The organism is Mycetocola sp. CAN_C7 (genome assembly GCF_015752285.1).
Classification (GTDB): Bacteria; Actinomycetota; Actinomycetes; order Actinomycetales; family Microbacteriaceae; genus Mycetocola_A.
The window spans coordinates 245,698-263,345 of the sequence record NZ_JADOUY010000003.1 but is presented as its reverse complement, the minus strand read 5'-3'; the positions used below and the strand labels follow the sequence as shown (position 1 = coordinate 263,345).

Genomic DNA, 17,648 nt, shown 5'->3' with positions numbered 1-17,648 from the left:
CTGCAGCCCTGCAGCCCACCGTCGAGGAGTCCATCGTGGAAAAGTACGAATCGACGACGGTGCGGCGCTGCGCTCGCGTCCTGGCGATGATCGTCGGCATCTCGCTCCTGAGCGCGTGTGCGGCCAATGAGCAGGGCGACAAGGAGAGCAATCTTGTTGGCACTCTCAGCGGCGGAGGTTCCACCGCCCAGGCCGTCGCACAGGACACCTGGATTTCTCATATCCAACGCAACAATTCCCGGGTCACCATCGAGTACGACCCCGCGGGATCCGGGGCGGGCAAGGTCCAGTTCCTCGCCGGAGCATTCAGCTATGCAGCATCCGACGCCGCACTTTCGGACGAGGAAGCTCAGAGTGGGTCACCGCGATGCGCTGCGGGCTCCGAGGCGATCAACCTTCCGGTGTACGTCTCACCACTCGTGCTCATCTTCAACGTCGACGGTGTCGAGAGGCTCCAACTCGACGCGGCAGCCGTGGCCGGCATCTTCAACGGCTCGATCGAGCGATGGAACGACCCGGCCCTGGTCGCTCTCAACCCCGACGCCGAGCTCCCGGACGAGCGCGTCGTGGCCGTGTACCGCTCCGACGACTCCGGCACAACGGAGAACTTCACCGACTACCTTCACCAGGCCGCTCCGGCCGAATGGCCCGATGAGCCGAGCAACACCTTCCCCTATTCCGGTGAGGGCGCCCAGGGCAACTCGGGGGTCGTCAACGCCGTCGGGACCGGATCGAACACGATCGGATACGTCGACGCATCCCGGGCCGAGGGTAAATCCGTCGCCTCCCTGAAAGTCGGCGGGTCCTTCGTGGACTACTCGCCAGAGGCAGCAGCCGCGATCGTGGATGCCTCTCCGCTGCTCGAGCGGGAGAACGGAAGCGACATCGTCGTCGCGGTCGACCGGGCGAGCACGGCCGCCGGGGTCTACCCCCTCGTTCTCGTCAGCTACGTGATCGCGTGTCAGACCTACGCCGATGCGGGGGAGGCGGTTCTGGTGAAAGCCTTCCTCGAACACGTGGCCAGCCCCGAGGGCCAGTCAGACGCAGCGGAGTCCACGGGTTCGGCACCGCTCTCGGAATCGTTCACCGACAGGGTGCTCGACGCCGTACGCACCATCGGATAGCTCGCTCAGGCGACGAGGCCGTCCCCGTCTGAGGGATAGCCACCGCCGCCGCCGATCCCCTACGGTTGATGGTGCCCGGGAGTGCCCCCGATCGGGCGCGGTCCTCTCGCACTGCATTCGGAGTAGCGCGAGAGGACCACAACTTTCTTCCCGCGCAATGCCCCTTGCCCGGGCCGTCAGCCTATGCTCCCTCGCTCGCATAGAGCAGTCCCCCATGCAGGGGACCAGCCCGCGCTCAGGAGCTCCTCTTCGCCCGACGCCGCTTGAGGTGGCGCACGACGAGAAACACGAGAAAGCTCCCGAACCCGAGGTACACCGCGTAGTTCAGCCAGCTGGAGTAGCGCGAGACGAGCTCGTACTGTTCACCCAGAAGCGACCCCAGGGTGATCAGGATCCCGTTCCACACGGCGCTCCCTGCGATGGTGAGCCCGCTGAAGAGCGCAAAGTTCATGCCGCCTGCTCCGGCCGGGAGCGACACGACGCTGCGCACACCCGGCACGAGACGCCCGAAGAAGACCGCCGATTTCCCGTGCCGATCGAACCAGGAGGCGGCTTTCTCGAAATCGTCGCGGTCGACAAGCGGCAACTTCGCGAGAAGGCGGATGCCCCGCTCGAGTCCGACTTTCGCCCCGAGCAGGTAGAGAAGCGCGCCTCCGAGATAGGCACCAAGGGTGCTGGTCGCAACAACGAGCACGATGTTCATCGACCCCTGGCTCGAAATGAAGCCGGCCAGCGGAAGAATCACTTCACTGGGGATCGGTGGGAAGACGGTTTCCAGCAGAGTGAAGAGACCGACGCCCCACTCCCCCATGGCGTCGATCAAATCGGCCGCAAAGCCGACGATTCCGGTGAGGTCGTCGATCGAGTCGCTGGATGCCATGCCCCCACGCTACAAGGCGTGGTCCATCGTTCATCGCGGCGAGGACACGGCATCGGTCTGGTCGACGGCGAGACCGGCAATCGGACCACTTCCGCCGTCGCATCCCGCAGAGGATACTGACACCATGACGAACACCGAGCGGGCCGGAACGGGCGACTCTCCCCCGTCTGGAACTCCCGCGATCATCGTGGGAGTGGATGGGTCGGAGTCCTCCGTCAACGCGCTGCGGGAGGCTCGCAGGCTCGCCGAAGCACTGGGATCCCCGCTCCAATCCGTCGCCGTCTGGCAGCAGAGCCATTCGATGTACGACTTCTACGAGTCGGAGACAGGGTGGACTCCGGAGGAGAGCGTGGCGAAGCTGCTTCGGGATACCGCTCAGGCAGCGTTCGGTGACGACAGGCCGAACGGCTTCACCATGACGATCCTCCAGGGCGCACCGACCCGATCACTGATCAGGCACAGCGCCGGCGCTGAGATGCTCGTGCTCGGCTCCCGCGGACACGGCGGCTTCACCGGGCTTCTCCTCGGCTCGGTCAGTTCGGCTTGCGTGGCGCATGCCCTCTGCCCGGTGCTCATCGTGCACAACAGGGACCAGATCGCGACGGACCGTACCGCACCGACAGCACACTGACTCGGGCCCGCGCGAATGACCGATGGCATACGCTGACAACGTGGAGAGTCCATTGCGTCGCGGCTGGTCGTGGCTGACCCGACTGTTCCGGCAGACCGCGTCTCCGCCTCCGTACCGGCCGGAGCCCCAGCCACTCGCCCCATTCGAGCAGGCGCTCGACGAGGGGCTGCTCATCGCGCGGCACGGCGTGATGCTGGCGGTCAAGAATCGACTCATCCTGCGCGCCCTCCGCGAGGACGACTCCTTCGATGACGAGGCCACCGCGGAGATGATCGACGAGGAGCTCGCCCGAGCTGCCGACGAGCAGCGCGCGAACGCCGGGATGATCATCCGGGCCCGAGCCAGGGCCGGCCTGTCCGGCGGCATCGCCGACCACGCTCACGACTACCACCTCATCGACTCCGGCACGCTGCGCCGACGCGAGAACCTTTACGAGGCCCTCGCCGAGTCACTCGACGGGTCACGATCCGATCCGGAGTTCATCGCCGACCTCACCGAACGTGCACGGTCAGCGGCGTGGAAAGACATCGGCGCCAACGTGGTGGCTCGCCTGGAGAAGCGCATGGTCTCTTTCGCGGACGACCCCGACTACATCCTCGACCGGCAGGACCGACTGCGCGAGCTACTCGAGGTCGACCTCCCGGCTCTCGAAGCACAGGCGAAGGACGACACCGCCTGAGCGCCCGCGTCCTCCCAGCATCTGCCCGTAGGCTCGCAGGCAGACGGGCAGCCGAGGAGAACCATGACGGAACGAACAGTGATCATCACCGGAGCGAGCGACGGCATCGGTGCCGTGGCCGCCCGGCAACTCGCGGCGCGCGGCGATCGGGTTGTCGTCGTCGGTCGATCCCCCGAAAAGACCAGGGCAGTGGCGGCCGGAATCGGCGCTGACCACCTGCTGGCCGACTTCGCGCGGCTCGACGACGTGCGCGAACTCGCCGCGACGCTGCTGGAGCGCTACCCGCGCATCGATGTGCTCGCGAACAACGCCGGTGGCATCCTCGGGCGACGCGAGACGACCGTCGACGGCAACGAAAAGACCTTCCAGGTGAACCACCTGGCGCCGTTCCTGCTCACCAACCTCCTGCTCGACCGCCTGATCGAGAGCAAGGCGAGCGTCATCAACACGTCGAGTGTGGCGAACACGCGGTTCGCGAAGTTCGACATCGATGACGTCAACGCCGAACGCGGCTATTCCGAGAACAGGGCGTACGGCAACGCAAAACTGGCGAACATTCTCTTCACCGCCGAGCTGCACAACAGGTATGCGGAACACGGCATTTCGGCCGCAGCGTTCCACCCCGGTATCGTCGCAACCAGCTTCGCCACCGGCTCGACGAGCGTGATGCGACTGATCTACCGCAGTGTCTTCAAGATCTTCCTGATCTCCCCGGAAGAGGGCGCGGATACGCTCGTCTGGCTGGCCACCGCCGTGCCTGGTGTCGACTGGGTCTCCGGCGCGTACTACGACAAACGCCAGATCGCACAGGCGAACCCGCAGGCGTACGACCCCCAGCTGGCGTCGCGGCTCTGGGACCTCAGCGAAGAGCTTGTGGGCTCGGCCGTCGAGCGACGCTAGAACGGATGCTCAGCGCGTCACGTCCCAGAGATGGTGGACCGGGTCGTGGAGCAGATACTGGCCGAGCGTCACGACCGTGAACTTCGAGCCGTCACTGCGTCGCCCTGTCCTGGTGGCTGCTTCTACCGGCACCCGTTCGAACGCATCGGCGAGAGCGCGGCCCGCTGCAACGAGGTCGGCTTCGACGACGCGCGGATCCTGCTCGGCGTAGCGGTCGGCGACAGCGGTGACATCCTGGTCCCAGTTCTCGAATGCGGGGTCGTCGTCTCCGAGCATCAGCTCCAGCCGCTCGGTGAAAATACGGAAGACGTCGCGCACATGAGCGGAATACTCCAGCGGCGACCACGTCGAGTCGTCGGGTCTCTCAGCGACGTCGCGCCGACGCAGCACCGCCGGCCATGCATCGACGTTCGCGCGGAGGTGGCCAGGAATATCGGCGAGATCGACGCGGCTCGCATCGAATCCGCACTCCGGGCATTCGCGCTCGAGGACCCACGTCCAGTTCTTCGTGTCAGGCGTGATCGGCATGAGTCAACAGTAGGCGGAACCCTGAAGCCTCGACCCCGGAAAACTGCCGATCAGTGATGAATTACCGCCATCAGCGTGTCAGGCTGCCGGCTGGCAGACCGCGGCAGCAGCGAGCTGTTCCGTCATTTGCTCTTCGGACCAGGGCAGGCCGACGGCGGGGAGCTTCTCTCCATCCACCGGCGGAGCTTTCGCGGCGATCGCAGCGAGCTTCATGGCGACCAGGCGCGCGAAGCCGGCGCCCGCTGTCGAGTTGTTGAGCATCACGACAACCGTCAGACCGGTGGTCGGGTCGGAGAACATCGCACTGATGTGCCCAGGAATGGATCCCATCTGACCGCGAAGCGGGCCCATCTGGAGTCCACCGGGACCGAATCCCTGCCAGGCGGGGGCATCCGCACTGAGAGGAACGGTCTTCCACGCTTCCGTTCCGACCTCGTCGGGGACGAGCGCCGCTGTCGCGAAGGACTGCGCATAGGTGTGCATGTCGTCGATGGTCGACACCACCCCGCCGGCCGTGAACGCCTGCGAGTTGGAGAGCTCGGTGAGGTCGGAGGGAGCATCGCAGGCGAGTGTGCCATCCGCTGCCTTGTTGATCGCCCAGCCCGGCGCGAATGGACCGGAGATCGCAAGCGTCGTCGGCTCAGGGAAGAACGAGTTCTCCATGCTGAGACGGTCGAAGACGTACCGCTGGTAGAGCTCGTCCCATTCCGTCGTCGTCGCCTCTTCGAGAGCGAGGCCGAGCAGCACATAGTTGGTGTCGGATGAGGCATACGCCTCGCCCGGTGTGCCGGTTCGTGGGCGAGCGATACCGTCTGAGATGAGCTCGACCGGCGACCACTGCCTGGTCGGGTTCACGGCGAAGCTCGAGCCGAGAGTCGCACTGTAGTCGCCGATTCCTGAGGTGCCGTGGCACAGCTGTTCGAGCGTGATGTCGTCGAGGCCGATGATCGAGGGCAGATACGTCGATACTTCGTCGTCGAGGGCGACGGTGCCTTCCTCGGCGAGCGCGTAGAGCACGTCGCACGTCATCGGCTTGGTGTTGTCGCCGATGCGGAAGCGCATGTCAGTTGTCATCTTCTCGCTGCCACCGGGGGCTGTCGTGCCCGCGGCGCTGACCCAGCTGCCCGACCAGGGAGCCCAGACACCGGCGATCGCCCCGGATGACGCGCTGAGAGCCATCGCTTCGGCGAGAGCCGCGTCGAGTACCTCGGTCGAACCGGATGCCATTTCCGCTGTCGGCTGGTCAGGAAGGCTGACCGGTGCTGCCGTCGTTCCCGCGCATGCCGATAGCCCGAGGATGACGGTCACTGCCGTCGCCAGAACGCCGATGCGCCTGCCTCGTGTGTTGCTCATGTCTTCCCATCCCCCTGATGGCCCTGCTCTTGGGGGAGTCTAATCGAGCCCCACGCAGTGACTTCACCAGACGGACGGTATGTTATGGACCGTTACACGATCAATACAGTCGCCTCGTCGTATCGGTGGCAACTCGCAACCATCGGTAGCCGTATGCGGGCAGGGACAGGTCGACACTTCCCTCATCTGACAGCACCGTTTCGCTCGACTCGAGCAGGTCGATGAGCCGTGTCGAACCATCAGCGCCCGGCAGCGTCACCGGCACGACGACGGGCTCGGAACCGAAGTTGTGCACGGCGACCATCTGGCCTTCGGCGCCGGTCACCGTGTGGACGAGCACCGCCGTGTTCGGTTGCTCGAGAATCGCGAAGTCACCCCAGCCGATCTCAGCCGAATTGCGGTAGGTCCTGATGAGAAGTCGCATGAAGTGCAGCAATGAGTCGGCGTCGTGCCTCTGATCGGCCACGTTCACGTGTTCGGGCGAGAACCCGTCGTCGACTACCGGCGCCGCCAGGCGCGACTTTCGCGCCTGCGAAAAACCGCCGTTCGTTCCACTGGTCCACTGCATCGGCGTCCTGACCGACTCCCGGCCGCCGATCGCGAGATTCTCGCCCATGCCGATCTCCTCGCCGTAGAACAGAACAGGAGTGCCTGGTGTGGAGAAGAGGAGGCTGTAGGCCATGCGGATGCGACGGGGATCGCCGTCGAGCATCGTCGGCAACCGGCGGACGATACCCCGGTCGTACACGCGCATGTTCTCCTCCGGCGCGAATGCGTCGAAGACTTCGTGCCTTTCGGCATCGGTGAGCTTGTCGAGGGTCAGTTCGTCATGGTTGCGGAGGAAGTTCGCCCACTGCGATTGCACGTCGATGGCCGGGCGCTGGGCGAGTGCCCGGGCAAACGGACGGGCATCCGCCCGCGCCAGCGAGAGATAGAACTTCTGCATCGCCACGAAGTCGAACTGCATGGTGAGTTCATCGGCCGCTGCCCCACCGAAGTAGCGGACCTGCTCCCGACGGGGCAGGTTGACCTCGCCGAGCAAGATGCCGTCTCCGGTGCGACGACCGAGAAACGACCGCAACGACTTGAGGTAGTCGTGTGGGTCTCCGAAGTTCTCGAGTTCCGCCTTGCCTGCCGTTGGCTCGAGCAGGAACGGAACCGCGTCCACCCGGAATCCGTGGATACCGAGTTCGAGCCAGAATCCCATCACCTTCGCGATCTCGTCGCGCACCAGCGGGTTTTCGACGTTGAGGTCGGGCTGGTGCCGGTAGAACCGGTGCAGGTAGTACTGGCCGGTCTTCTCGTCCAGTTGCCATACGCCCGACTCCTCGCCGGGGAATACCGTCTCGGCCTGCTCGGTCGGCGGCTCGTCTCTCCACACGTAGAAGTCGCGGTAGGGCGAATCGACACTCGATCGTGCGGCGGTGAACCACGGATGCTGGTCGGAAGTGTGGTTGACGACGAGGTCGACGATCACGCGCATTCCGCGGTCACGGGCGGTGCGGACGATTTCGACCAGGTCGCCGTGGTGACCAAGCCGCGGATCGACCCCGTAGAAGTCGGTGATGTCGTAGCCGTCGTCGCGGTCGGGCGTCGGATAGAACGGCATCAGCCAGAGACAGGTGACCCCGAGCTCCGCCAGATAGTCCATCCGTTGCGCCAGGCCGGCGAGATCGCCGACGCCGTCGTTGTTCCAGTCCATGAATGTCTCAACATCGAGGCAGTACACCACTGCGGTCTTCCACCAGAGATCGGCGGTGTCTGTCATCCTCATGCGCCGGCCTCCGCCCGCCCGGCGAATTGCGGAAGCACCCGGTCGCCGAAGACGTCTACGAACTCCGACTGTTCGACACCGACATGGTGCAGGTAGATCTCGTCGAAGCCGAGATCGAAGAAACCGGCCAGTTTCTCGGCGTGCCACGCCGGATCGGAGCTGATGAGCACGGTGGAGTGCATGTCGTCGGGAGTGACATGCTTCGCAGCCTCATCGAAGGCCTCAGGCGTGTCGAGATCCCAGCACACCGGCGGCGAGAACACATTGGTCCTCCACTGGTCGTGGGCGATGGCGAGCGCCGCGTCGTCAGTGCCTGCGTAACTGATGTGCACCTGCAGCACGAGAGGCCCGCTCCCGCCCGCCCCGCGGTAGGCGTCGATCATCCGGCGAAGGTCGTCAGGCGCCTGGGCGACGGTCGCCAGACCGTCCGCCCAGCCAGCAGCCCAGGCCGCGGTTGCCGGGCTCACTGCTGCGGCGAGCAGCGGTGGCGGCGTATCCGGCCGCGTCCACAGCCGAGCCCGGTCGACCCGGATCTCACCATCGGTGCTGACTTCTTCACCGGCGAGGAGCCGGCGCATCACGTCGACGCTCTCCTCCAGCCGAGCGTTGCGCACAGCCTTCGACGGCCAGCCGCCACCGGTGATGTGCTCATTCGCCGCCTCACCCGAGCCGAGCGCCGCCCAGAACCGGTCCGGGTACATGGCGGAAAGCGTGGCGGCGGCCTGCGCGATGATCGCCGGGTGGTATCGCTGACCGGGGGCGTTGACGACGCCGAGTCGCAGCGACGTGGCCTGCAGCGCCGCTCCGAGCCAGGACCACGCGAACGCCGAATGCCCCTGCCTCTCACTCCACGGAGCGAAGTGATCGGAGCACATCGCTGCCTGGAATCCCGCCGCTTCAGCGCGGATGACCGCGTCGAGCAGCTGGCGGGGATGGACCTGTTCGTGCGAGGCGTGGAAGCCGATGATCGTCATTCGTACCCTTCCGGTCTGTGCCGAGCCTAGGCATCCACCCCTCGCCCTCTCTACCCCTCGCGAGGCGGGCGCCGCCCGTGGTAGCGGCAGATTGACACGAAGGCCGCGGAGGCGCTCCAATGAGACGATGAGCCCCTCCCCCTTCAGCCAGGAGATCGTCGACGCGGTGCTCCGGCACATGAACGGCGACCATTCCGACGACAACCTCCTCATCGCCCGGGCGTTCGTGAGCCCTGATGCGGAGACGGCGACGATGACCGGTCTCAATCGGAACGGCGGAACCTGGCTGGTCACATCGCCCGGCGGTGCATCGGAGGCAATGATCCCCTGGTCGGCCCCCGTGACCGAGCGAGCCGACATCCGTCGGGAAGTTGTGGTTTTGTACGATGCCGCCTGCGAACGGCTCGGTGTGACGCCCCGGCCGCACTGATCGCAACCGGAAGAATTCGCGCAGAACCAAACCGATGTGGCGAGGTGTCCGAATCGATGAGTGTGCGGCGACCGTCGCACGGACTATCTGGAGGAACCCCCATCATGCGCACTTCACCTAACCGCCTTCTCGCCACCGTCTTCGGTGCCGTTTACCTTCTCGTCGGTCTTCTCGGCTTCGCCGTCACCGGCGGCGTGAGCTTCATCGCGACCGAAGGTAACCTTCTGCTCGGCTTGTTCGCCGTCAACCCGCTGCACAACGTGGCCCACCTGCTCATCGGTGCCGCGCTGCTCATCGCCGGTCTCTCGAACGTCGCCGCTGCGAAGTCCGTCAACACGGTCGTTGGCGCCGTCTACCTTCTGCTCGGAATCGTCGGATTCTTCCTCGTCGGAACCGCGCTGAACATCCTGGCCCTCAACACCGCCGACCACTTCCTGCACCTCGCTTCCGCGATCGTGCTTCTCGGAGTCGGTCTGGCCGCAGACAAGTCCGTCAGCACCCGCAACGCTCACGCGTAGGTCCTGACAGACATCGACTGAGAGGGGAGTTATCGTGAACGGCAGCAGTCGAAGCGTGATGGCCCTGGCGAGCCTGGGGGTGGGCCTTGTCCATCTCGCCGTCGGAGCGGGCTCCCCTCTCTTACCCGCGATTCTCCTGGTCGGGTTCGGCATCGCCGAACTCGCCTGGGGGGTCGCGATCCTCGCCAGCGGTCGGATTCTCCTGCCGCTGGCAGCTTTCCCCCTGTCTCTTGTTCCCGTCGCACTCTGGGGACTCGACGTGACAGCAGCAATCGCGCTCAGCGGAACGGGAATGACCGCTGCGCTCCCGTTCGGCCCGATGGCAGCGGCCACGGTGTTGAGCCTCTTTATTGGCTTCAGCCTCGCGGCATCCCGCCGTCGTTCCGTCTCCGGCCAGGATGCGACCACACCGGCGAGACCAGGCCGCTACCTGCTAGGCATGCTGGCGGGTTCACTCCTCGTCGCCGGTCTTGTCACCCCGGCTCTTGCCGGCACGAAAGCCGGAACCGCGGCCGTGCCCCACGGCGAGCATGGAACGACGACAGTCGTGGACAAGACGCCGTCGCCGTCGGACGACACCCCGGCACATCAGGGACATTGACCTCCGCGGTCCAGACGAAGCGGACTATACTAAGGGCACCCTAACCCGACTGACGGAGCCCGATGTCGAACCTCATCCCCTTCTCGCAGGAACTCCGGGAACGCACCCGGACCAGCCACTCCGAGAGTGAAGGCGCCGATTTCATGGGCGACCTGATGACCGGAAAAGGGTCGCGGGACGACTACATCGCTCTCGTCGCTCAGCACTATTTCATCTACGAAGCCATCGAGGCCGCTGCAGACCGCATGAGGAACGACCCGGTCGCTGCGATGTTCATCTCAGACAAGTTGACGCGTCTCCCCGCCATCGAGGAAGACCTGCGCTACCTGGTCGGTCCGGCCTGGCGGACGTCCATCGGCCCGCTTCCGACGACAGCCGCGTACGTGACACGCATCCGCGAGGTCGGCGCGACGTGGGCCGGTGGCTTCGTCGCCCACCATTACACCCGGTACCTCGGCGACCTGTCCGGCGGGCAGATCATCCGCACGATCATGCAGCGTCAGTTCGGGTTCGAGACCAACGGAGTCGGGTTCTACCTCTTCGCCGACATCGCGAAGCCGAAGGAATTCAAGGACACCTACCGTCACCAGCTGGATGCCGTCCCCTGGGACGACGCGGAACGCGCGCGGGTGATCGATGAGGTGCTCGTGGCGTACCGTTTCAATACCGACCTGTTCGACGACCTGGCTCGGGCAAAGGCCCAGTCGGTCGCGTAACCCTCGCGGCGCATCCGTTCCGCGCCGTCAGAATCCGAAGGAGCGATGTGAGCGATCTGTCCACAAAACCGTGGCTCGAGGCGTATGCGCCTGGCGTCCCGCACGAGATCGAGACGCCGACCGGTTCTCTCGTCGACATGGTCGAGGATGCCGTCGCACGGTTCAGCCGGCAGCCGGCGTTGCAGTTCTTCGGAAGTGAGACCAGCTACGGTGAACTCGGTGAGCAGATCGAGCGGGCAGCGGAGGGACTCCGCCGCCTCGGAGTGACGAAGGGTGACCGGGTCGCCCTCGTCCTGCCGAACTGCCCGCAGCACGTCGTCGCTTTCTACGCCGCCCTCCGGCTCGGGGCCGTCGTCGTCGAGCACAATCCGCTCTACACGGCACGCGAGTTGCGGCACCAGTTCGAGGATCACGGCGCCCGCGTCGTCATCGCCTGGGACAAGGTGGCCGGCATGATCACCGACTTCCCGTCAGACATCCCGCTCGACGCCGTCATCTCGGTCGACGTGACGAGGTCGATGCCATTCGCCACCCGGGTGGCCCTGCGGCTGCCCGTCACCAAAGCCCGCACGTCACGGCAGGCACTGACCACGGGTTCGCCGGTACGCGGGACGACGAGCTGGGAATCGCTGCTGTCGCACGGCCGCCTCCGTGCCAAGCACGAGCGCCCCGACGTCAACGACCTGGCTCTCATCCAGTACACGAGCGGAACGACCGGCAACCCCAAGGGGGTCATGCTCAGCCACGTCAACCTGCGGGCGAACGCCGAGCAGGGGCGTGCATGGGTGCCAGGCCTCTCCGAGGGTGGAGAGGTTTTCTACGCGGTCCTACCGCTGTTCCACGCCTACGGTATGACCCTGTGCCTGACGTTCGCGATGAGCATCGGCGCCACCGTGGTGCTGTTCCCGAAATTCGACGTCGACCTCGTCCTCGCCGCATTCGCGAAGACACCGGCGACGTTCCTGCCTGCCGTTCCGCCGATCTACGAGGCCCTCGCTCGCTCCGCTGAACGCCGCAAAGTCGACCTGTCAGGCATCCGTTTCGCCATCTCAGGTGCGATGAGCCTTCCGGTGCCGATCGTCGAACGCTGGGAGTCCGCGACCGGCGGCCTGCTCGTTGAGGGTTACGGGATGACCGAGACCTCACCGGTCGCCCTCGGTAACCCCATCGGCCCGTCACGGAGGCCCGGCACCGTCGGCGTACCGTTCCCCAGCACCGAGATCCGTGTGGTCGATCCTGAGGACCCGGAAGCCGATCGCGGCCCCGGAGAGTCGGGGGAACTGCTCATCCGAGGTCCACAGGTGTTCTCCGGTTACTGGAAACGACCCGAAGACACCGCGGCGGCACTGCTGCCCGGCGGCTGGCTCCGCACCGGAGACATCGTCGAAGTTGCGGCGGACGGCTTCGTCACCGTCGTCGACCGGGTGAAAGAGCTCATCGTCACCGGTGGATTCAACGTGTCACCGACCGAGGTCGAGAACACACTCATCGGCCACCCGGATGTGCGAGAGGCCGCCGTCGTCGGACTCCCCCGCGAGAGCGGTGGAGAAGACGTGGCTGCTGCCGTTGTGCTGCGCGACGGTGCCGTGTTCGATCAGAACGCGCTCCGCGACTTCTGCCGCCGCGGCCTGACCGCCTACAAGATCCCGAAGCGCATTGTGCAGGTCGACGACCTGCCACGCTCGCTCATCGGCAAGGTGCTGCGCAAGGACGTGAAGGAGCGGATGCTCGCCGACGACTGACCGTGCTCTCATCGAAACCGCAGTAGTGGCGTGAAAACGCATGATCTTTCAGCCACTACTGCAGTCTCGAACTATGTGGGCAGCGCTCCCGGCCGGTCGAACCTCATGAACCGCTCGACATCCGGGTCGACGAGGATGTCGCTCGGCCGCAGCGGGCGGGAGAGGTACAGCCCCTCGATCGACGTGAGCCTGCTGAGTGCGACGTAGGTCTGCCCGGGACTGAACGCCCGTGAGCCGAGGTCGACGATGGCCTTGTCGTAGGTCTTGCCTTGCGACTTGTGAATGGTGACGGCCCAGGCCAGCCGGAGCGGGAACTGGGTGAACTCGGCGACGATGTCCTTCTTGAGCTGTTTCGTGGCGGCGATGTAGCTGTAGCGGTATTTCTCCCAGACGACCGGCTCGACCTCGACGATTTCGCCATCGATCTCGACGAACACGTTGGCGTCGATCTTCGTCACCCGCCCGATCGTTCCGTTGACCCAGCGCTGGCCTTCGCCGCCCCCGCCGGTGTCGTTGCGGAGAAACATCACCTGCGCGCCCACCTTGAGCTCGAGCGTCTCGTCTGCCGGGTACGCTCCCTTGCCGAAGTCTCCGCTCACCTCGGCATTCGCTTTCAGCACCCGCCCGGGCAGCTTCGCGAGCGCGGCCGCATTGATCCGGTTGACGATGTCATTCCGGGTGGCGAGTGTGATCGTGCCGTCGTCCGGTGGCGTGCGGGCACCCATCGAGTTGAGGACCCCGGCGATCTCAGCGGTGACCTGCCCGTGACGCACCGCGTTGAGCATGTACTTGAAGTCGGCATCCGACTGCCGGTGGATCTCGGTGAGTTCGATGATGCCGAGCGGCGTCTCCTGCCACACCTTCGCGTCGAAGAACCAGAACGAGCGATAGGTGTCCTGGATGTAGTTGCGTTCCTCGCCCTGCCCAGGCACCGGTGCCAGCTGGTACGGGTCGCCGAAGAGCACGACCTGCACCCCTCCGAACGGCTCATGCCTGCGCTGCCTGGCCTGCCTCAGGCTGCGGTCGATGGCGTCCAGAAGGTCGGCGTTGACCATCGAGACCTCGTCGATGACGAGCGTGTCGATCGTGTTGAGCAACTTCTTGACCTGGTCGTTCTGGTCGATGTCGTGGTCGGCGATCAGCCCGATGGGCAACCGGAACAACGAATGGATGGTCTGGCCGCCGACGTTCAGCGCAGCGACGCCGGTCGGAGCGCAGATGACGATCTGCTTTTCGGTGTGCCAGGCCAGGTGGTTGAGCAGGGTGGACTTGCCCGTCCCGGCGCGTCCCGTCACGAAGACGTGCTCGCGGGTGCTCTCAATACGGTCGAAGACGGACTGCTGCTCCCGAGAGAGCTCGATCTTCGGCTGGGGGTTGGTCACGGATGCCTTCACTGGGGAACTCTGGACACTCAACTGTATTCGCCGGAGACGCGAGCATCGGCATCCCTCACAGCCGGCATCCCTTCCCACAGGGCACGCCGACGGGTGAAACCGCACGATCCCCATAGGATAGCTCCGTGACCACCCCCCAGACCCCCATTCAGATGCCCGGTCAGCCCGGAGCGGCGGGCACCTGGAGTGAGCCCCCCGCGCCCGAGCCTCGCACGTCGATGTCGGATCGCTCGAAGGCCACGATCATCTGGGCCGTTGTCGGAGCGATGCTGATCGGCGCGGCGTTCGCCGCCATCGGTGCGCTCAACCGTGACGTCTACGGAGCGGGCGCGTTCGTCGGCAACTATCTGAGCAAATTGCAGGCGCGGGATGCCGCCGGCGCTCTCGGCATCCCCGGCGTCGCTCTCGACAAAGACGAGCTCGAAGCATCCGGTCTTCCTGAAGGAAGCTCCAACGCGCTGCTCCGCAAAGCGGCGCTGCCTGAGCTGACCGAAGTCACGGAGGTCGAGGTCGCCGACGAGGGTGGCGGGGTGCACGCGGTCACCTACTCCTACGAGTCCGACGGAACCTACGGCGAGTCCACCTTTCTCGTGAAGAGTTCCGGAACCCGTTTTCCCCTCATCCCCACCTGGTCGTTCGAGGAGAGCCCGATCGCCGTCGTGAACCTCGCCGTCGAACACTCCACGGTATTCAGCGTCAACGGATTCGACCTCGACACCCGCGCCATCTCGACCGAGCAGGCGCCGGCGTTCGACAACATCGTCAACGTGCAGGTGTTCACCCCCGGTGCGTACATCTTCGAGTCGACAAGCGATCTCCTGGAGTCCGAAGCGGATGCCGTGCTCGTCGACCAGCCGGCCCGGGTTCACGAGGCGGTCGTGACAGCCGTTCCCACCGAAGATTTCGTCGCCGCGGCGCAGGAGGCGGTGAACGCCCAGCTCGACGCCTGCACCGAACAGAAAGTGCTCCAGCCGACAGGATGCCCCTTCGGCATCGTCATCGATGACCGCATCTCAGGCGACCCGACCTGGTCGATCGACGATTACCCGGAGGTGACGATCGAGGCGGGAACCGACGCCTGGGAGATCCCGGCCGTCGATGGTGACGCTCACCTGCGCGTCGATGTGCAGTCGCTCTTCGACGGCTCGATCACACCCTACGACGACGACGTTCCGTTCTCCCTCGTCGGCAGCATCTACGTCATGTCAGACGGCACCGTGCAGGCGACCCTCGAAGAAGACCCGAACTCCGTAGAGTGACCTGCCGGGCGATCAGTCGCGGCCGGACAGCCGGGCGAGCTGGTCGTTGTATTCCTTGAGCTCGGCATCGTCGGTGCGATCGGCGTTGCGGTCCACGCGCTTCTGCTCACGGGTGTCGCTGCGGCTCCACTGGATCGCCACCGTGATCGCGAGCGCGATGGTCGGCAACTCACCGATGCTCCAGGCGATGCCTCCACCGTTTTGCTGGTCGATGAGCGGCGGGGGTCCCCAGGTGCGTCCCATCGCTCCGAACCAGTCGGCGAGGAACAGCCCGACGTTCGACATGATGGCGAGCCCGAAGAAGGCGTGAGCGGCCATCGTCGCGAGAAGCAGGAGCAGCCGCATCGGGTACGAGAGCCGGAACGGCACGGGGTCGACGCCGATGAGCGATTGCACGAACAGGTAACCGGTGAGCAGGAAGTGCACGACCATCCACTCGTGCCCAATGTGATCGGTCATCGCCCAGCGCATCAGCGGCGAATAGTAGAAGACCCAGAGCGAGCCGGCGAAAAGCACGGCGGCGACCACCGGGTTGGAGATCACACCGGCGAACTTCGAGTGCACGGCGAGCAAGATCCATTCCCGTGGGCCGCGCGAGCCGTCGTTGCGTTTGTGGATGGCGCGCATCGCCAGGGTGACAGGTGCTCCGGGTACGAGCAGCACGGGCACGAGCATGGTGAGCCCCATGTGACCGAGCATGTGAACGCTGAACAGGTAGTCCTGGTAGGCGGCAACGCCACCGTTCGTGAGGTAGAAGAGCACAAGCATCCCGAGGACCCAGAAGATCGTGCGGTGGATGGGCCAGCGGTCGCCGCGGCGGTGCATCCGCACCACCCCTGCCAGGTAGAAGAAGATGCCGAACGCAGTGACGAGCAGCCAGATCAGGTCGATGTCCCAGGTACTGAAGTACCGCTCGAAGGTCAGCTCGGGCGGAAGCGGTTCGCCTGTGAGAAGCTCCGCCGCTGTCGGGGCCGCCGCCGTCTCTTCCGGAACGGGGGTCGCCGTGCGTGCGAGCGCTGCGGCGAGCCCGGATGCGACGCCCATGAAACCGAGTTCGGCGACGACGAGCCACCAGAAGAACCGACCGATCGCCTGGTGCGATGCTTCCATCCTGCCGATCAGCCAGTTGCGCTGGACGGCACCGAACAGCCCGATGGCGATCAGCGCTGCGACCTTGCCGAGCACGAGGACGCCGTATGGGGTGAGGAGACGATCGAGGGAGCCGATCCTCAGTTCGGCGCTGGCGTATCCGGAGATGGCCACAACGATGAACGCGACGAGGGCGAGGCTCGAATAGCGCTTGATCACCGGCACGATCCGCCCGGAGTCGAGGGTGTTGCGGATGAGGATGATGGTGAGCAGACCGCCGAGCCAGATGGCCGCGAACATGACATGGAGGCCCAGCGCGGTGACGGCTGCGTCGTGCCCCGCGGTTCCGGCCGCGTGCCCCTGCTGGGCCATCGGGACGAGGGAGATCAATGCGAGGATGCCGACGAACACCATGAGGATCTGGCCGCGCACGGCGAAGCAGAGAACCGTGAGCGTCGCGGCGATGAGCGTCGTGGCGAGCCAGGCCTGCCCGAGTTCGACATCCGTGACGAACAGTCCCAGCTTGGCGCCGAATTGGTCGTCGAAGGTGACGGCCGTTCCGGTGACGTTGAGGAAGGTGAGAAACCCGGTCGCTCCTGCTGCGACGGTGTACAGCGCGGCGCCAGCGGCTGCGACGTCGAGGGTGCGGTGGTACTCGTCCTGTTTCGGAGAGAGCACGAAGAGAGCGAGGGTGATGGCTCCGAGTGTCAGAGCGGCGCCGATGTTGACGAACAGCTTGGCGACCGGGAGCCCGAATCGCACGACAGCGCCAGGGTCGCCGATGGGGCGCGCGTCTGCTCCCCCGCCATAGGCCAGACCGAGAACGAGCAGGAGGAGGGCGACGGCGACGAGCGCGGCCGGGCCGGCAATTCGGGTTACTCGAGGCACCGTCTAAGCCTACGTTGTGGGCTGCTGCCGAAACTCCGAGCAGCCTGACCCGCTCGCAGGGCTGCAAATTCAGGAGAACGTGCCCGACACGCCGCGTGGGAGCGCTCTGGTACGGCGTGCCACCGCGGATCTCCTGAATTTGAAGCCGGGTGGACGGATGCCGGAGCG

General features: G+C 65.5%; 17 protein-coding genes. 10 read left to right on the top strand and 7 right to left on the bottom strand.

Translation table 11 applies throughout. The features are described 5' to 3' along the window. Positions 1-35: 35 nt before the first annotated feature. On the top strand, positions 36-1,124 hold the full coding sequence (gene pstS, locus IWX78_RS07930) for a phosphate ABC transporter substrate-binding protein PstS (RefSeq protein ID WP_334684632.1): 1,089 nt from the start codon (positions 36-38) through the stop codon (positions 1,122-1,124). A 235-nt stretch (positions 1,125-1,359) separates the two neighbouring features. On the opposite strand, the gene IWX78_RS07925 is transcribed toward pstS, so the two are convergent. Continuing rightward, positions 1,360-2,004, bottom strand: coding sequence for a DedA family protein (locus IWX78_RS07925; protein ID WP_196832981.1), 645 nt, complete (start codon positions 2,002-2,004; stop codon positions 1,360-1,362). A gap of 124 nt (positions 2,005-2,128) precedes the next feature. Between IWX78_RS07925 and IWX78_RS07920 the strand changes: the two genes are divergently transcribed. The 3 genes from IWX78_RS07920 (at position 2,129) to IWX78_RS07910 (ending at position 4,214) form a co-directional block, all read left to right on the top strand. Beyond that, positions 2,129-2,635 carry a universal stress protein gene (locus IWX78_RS07920; RefSeq protein ID WP_196832980.1) on the top strand — a complete coding sequence of 169 codons (507 nt, stop codon included), beginning with the start codon at positions 2,129-2,131 and terminating at the stop codon, positions 2,633-2,635. 40 nt (positions 2,636-2,675) lie between these two features. Beyond that, complete coding sequence (locus tag IWX78_RS07915) at positions 2,676-3,314, top strand: hypothetical protein (protein WP_196832979.1); 639 nt, start codon at positions 2,676-2,678, stop codon at positions 3,312-3,314. A 63-nt stretch (positions 3,315-3,377) separates the two neighbouring features. Continuing rightward, complete coding sequence (locus IWX78_RS07910) at positions 3,378-4,214, top strand: SDR family NAD(P)-dependent oxidoreductase (protein ID WP_196832978.1); 837 nt, start codon at positions 3,378-3,380, stop codon at positions 4,212-4,214. 9 nt (positions 4,215-4,223) lie between these two features. Here the strand turns inward: IWX78_RS07910 and IWX78_RS07905 are convergent, their stop codons facing one another. The 4 genes from IWX78_RS07905 to IWX78_RS07890 form a co-directional block, all read right to left on the bottom strand. Then, positions 4,224-4,742: a DinB family protein gene (locus tag IWX78_RS07905; RefSeq protein ID WP_196832977.1), complete on the bottom strand. Its 519-nt coding sequence runs from the start codon at positions 4,740-4,742 to the stop codon at positions 4,224-4,226. A 78-nt stretch (positions 4,743-4,820) separates the two neighbouring features. After that, positions 4,821-6,095, bottom strand: coding sequence for a serine hydrolase domain-containing protein (locus IWX78_RS07900; RefSeq protein WP_196832976.1), 1,275 nt, complete (start codon positions 6,093-6,095; stop codon positions 4,821-4,823). Between the two features lie 100 nt (positions 6,096-6,195). Then, positions 6,196-7,869: an alpha-amylase family protein gene (locus tag IWX78_RS07895; RefSeq protein WP_196832975.1), complete on the bottom strand. Its 1,674-nt coding sequence runs from the start codon at positions 7,867-7,869 to the stop codon at positions 6,196-6,198. Then, on the bottom strand, positions 7,866-8,843 hold the full coding sequence (locus IWX78_RS07890) for a TIGR03885 family FMN-dependent LLM class oxidoreductase (RefSeq protein ID WP_196832974.1): 978 nt from the start codon (positions 8,841-8,843) through the stop codon (positions 7,866-7,868). The genes IWX78_RS07895 and IWX78_RS07890 overlap by 4 nt, the downstream gene beginning before the upstream one ends. Positions 8,844-8,970: 127 nt before the next feature. On the opposite strand from IWX78_RS07890, the gene IWX78_RS07885 reads away from it, so the two are divergent. The 5 genes from IWX78_RS07885 to IWX78_RS07865 all read left to right on the top strand — a co-directional run bounded on the left by IWX78_RS07885 (position 8,971) and on the right by IWX78_RS07865 (position 12,850). Then, positions 8,971-9,273 carry a DUF2470 domain-containing protein gene (locus tag IWX78_RS07885; RefSeq protein WP_196832973.1) on the top strand — a complete coding sequence of 101 codons (303 nt, stop codon included), beginning with the start codon at positions 8,971-8,973 and terminating at the stop codon, positions 9,271-9,273. A gap of 104 nt (positions 9,274-9,377) precedes the next feature. Continuing rightward, the gene (locus IWX78_RS07880) at positions 9,378-9,791 is read left to right on the top strand and encodes a DUF4383 domain-containing protein (RefSeq protein ID WP_196832972.1); all 414 of its coding nucleotides are present in this window, start codon (positions 9,378-9,380) and stop codon (positions 9,789-9,791) included. 34 nt (positions 9,792-9,825) lie between these two features. Beyond that, positions 9,826-10,392, top strand: a complete 567-nt coding sequence (locus IWX78_RS07875; protein ID WP_196832971.1) for a hypothetical protein — start codon at positions 9,826-9,828, stop codon at positions 10,390-10,392. 62 nt (positions 10,393-10,454) lie between these two features. Beyond that, positions 10,455-11,108 carry a biliverdin-producing heme oxygenase gene (locus IWX78_RS07870; protein ID WP_196832970.1) on the top strand — a complete coding sequence of 218 codons (654 nt, stop codon included), beginning with the start codon at positions 10,455-10,457 and terminating at the stop codon, positions 11,106-11,108. 47 nt (positions 11,109-11,155) lie between these two features. Continuing rightward, positions 11,156-12,850, top strand: coding sequence for a long-chain-fatty-acid--CoA ligase (locus tag IWX78_RS07865; RefSeq protein ID WP_196832969.1), 1,695 nt, complete (start codon positions 11,156-11,158; stop codon positions 12,848-12,850). Positions 12,851-12,921: 71 nt separating this feature from the next. On the opposite strand, the gene IWX78_RS07860 is transcribed toward IWX78_RS07865, so the two are convergent. Beyond that, positions 12,922-14,244, bottom strand: coding sequence for an ATP-dependent DNA helicase (locus IWX78_RS07860; RefSeq protein WP_334684631.1), 1,323 nt, complete (start codon positions 14,242-14,244; stop codon positions 12,922-12,924). Positions 14,245-14,369: 125 nt separating this feature from the next. On the opposite strand from IWX78_RS07860, the gene IWX78_RS07855 reads away from it, so the two are divergent. Continuing rightward, on the top strand, positions 14,370-15,503 hold the full coding sequence (locus IWX78_RS07855) for a hypothetical protein (RefSeq protein ID WP_196832967.1): 1,134 nt from the start codon (positions 14,370-14,372) through the stop codon (positions 15,501-15,503). Between the two features lie 12 nt (positions 15,504-15,515). Here IWX78_RS07855 and IWX78_RS07850 read toward each other — a convergent pair whose 3' ends face one another. Then, positions 15,516-17,480 (bottom strand): cytochrome c oxidase assembly protein, encoded by a 1,965-nt coding sequence (locus IWX78_RS07850; protein WP_196832966.1) that lies wholly within the window; start codon positions 17,478-17,480, stop codon positions 15,516-15,518. Positions 17,481-17,648: the final 168 nt, after the last annotated feature.

What these genes read in the sequence shown, in the direction of transcription:
- IWX78_RS07905 (WP_196832977.1), bottom strand. Translation starts at nt 4,742, where the DNA reads ATGCCGATCACGCCTGACACGAAGAACTGGACGTGGGTCCTCGAGCGC.
- IWX78_RS07880 (WP_196832972.1), top strand. Translation starts at nt 9,378, where the DNA reads ATGCGCACTTCACCTAACCGCCTTCTCGCCACCGTCTTCGGTGCCGTT.
- IWX78_RS07925 (WP_196832981.1), bottom strand. Translation starts at nt 2,004, where the DNA reads ATGGCATCCAGCGACTCGATCGACGACCTCACCGGAATCGTCGGCTTT.
- IWX78_RS07885 (WP_196832973.1), top strand. Translation starts at nt 8,971, where the DNA reads ATGAGCCCCTCCCCCTTCAGCCAGGAGATCGTCGACGCGGTGCTCCGG.
- IWX78_RS07890 (WP_196832974.1), bottom strand. Translation starts at nt 8,843, where the DNA reads ATGACGATCATCGGCTTCCACGCCTCGCACGAACAGGTCCATCCCCGC.
- IWX78_RS07895 (WP_196832975.1), bottom strand. Translation starts at nt 7,869, where the DNA reads ATGAGGATGACAGACACCGCCGATCTCTGGTGGAAGACCGCAGTGGTG.
- IWX78_RS07900 (WP_196832976.1), bottom strand. Translation starts at nt 6,095, where the DNA reads ATGAGCAACACACGAGGCAGGCGCATCGGCGTTCTGGCGACGGCAGTG.
- IWX78_RS07910 (WP_196832978.1), top strand. Translation starts at nt 3,378, where the DNA reads ATGACGGAACGAACAGTGATCATCACCGGAGCGAGCGACGGCATCGGT.
- IWX78_RS07870 (WP_196832970.1), top strand. Translation starts at nt 10,455, where the DNA reads ATGTCGAACCTCATCCCCTTCTCGCAGGAACTCCGGGAACGCACCCGG.
- IWX78_RS07920 (WP_196832980.1), top strand. Translation starts at nt 2,129, where the DNA reads ATGACGAACACCGAGCGGGCCGGAACGGGCGACTCTCCCCCGTCTGGA.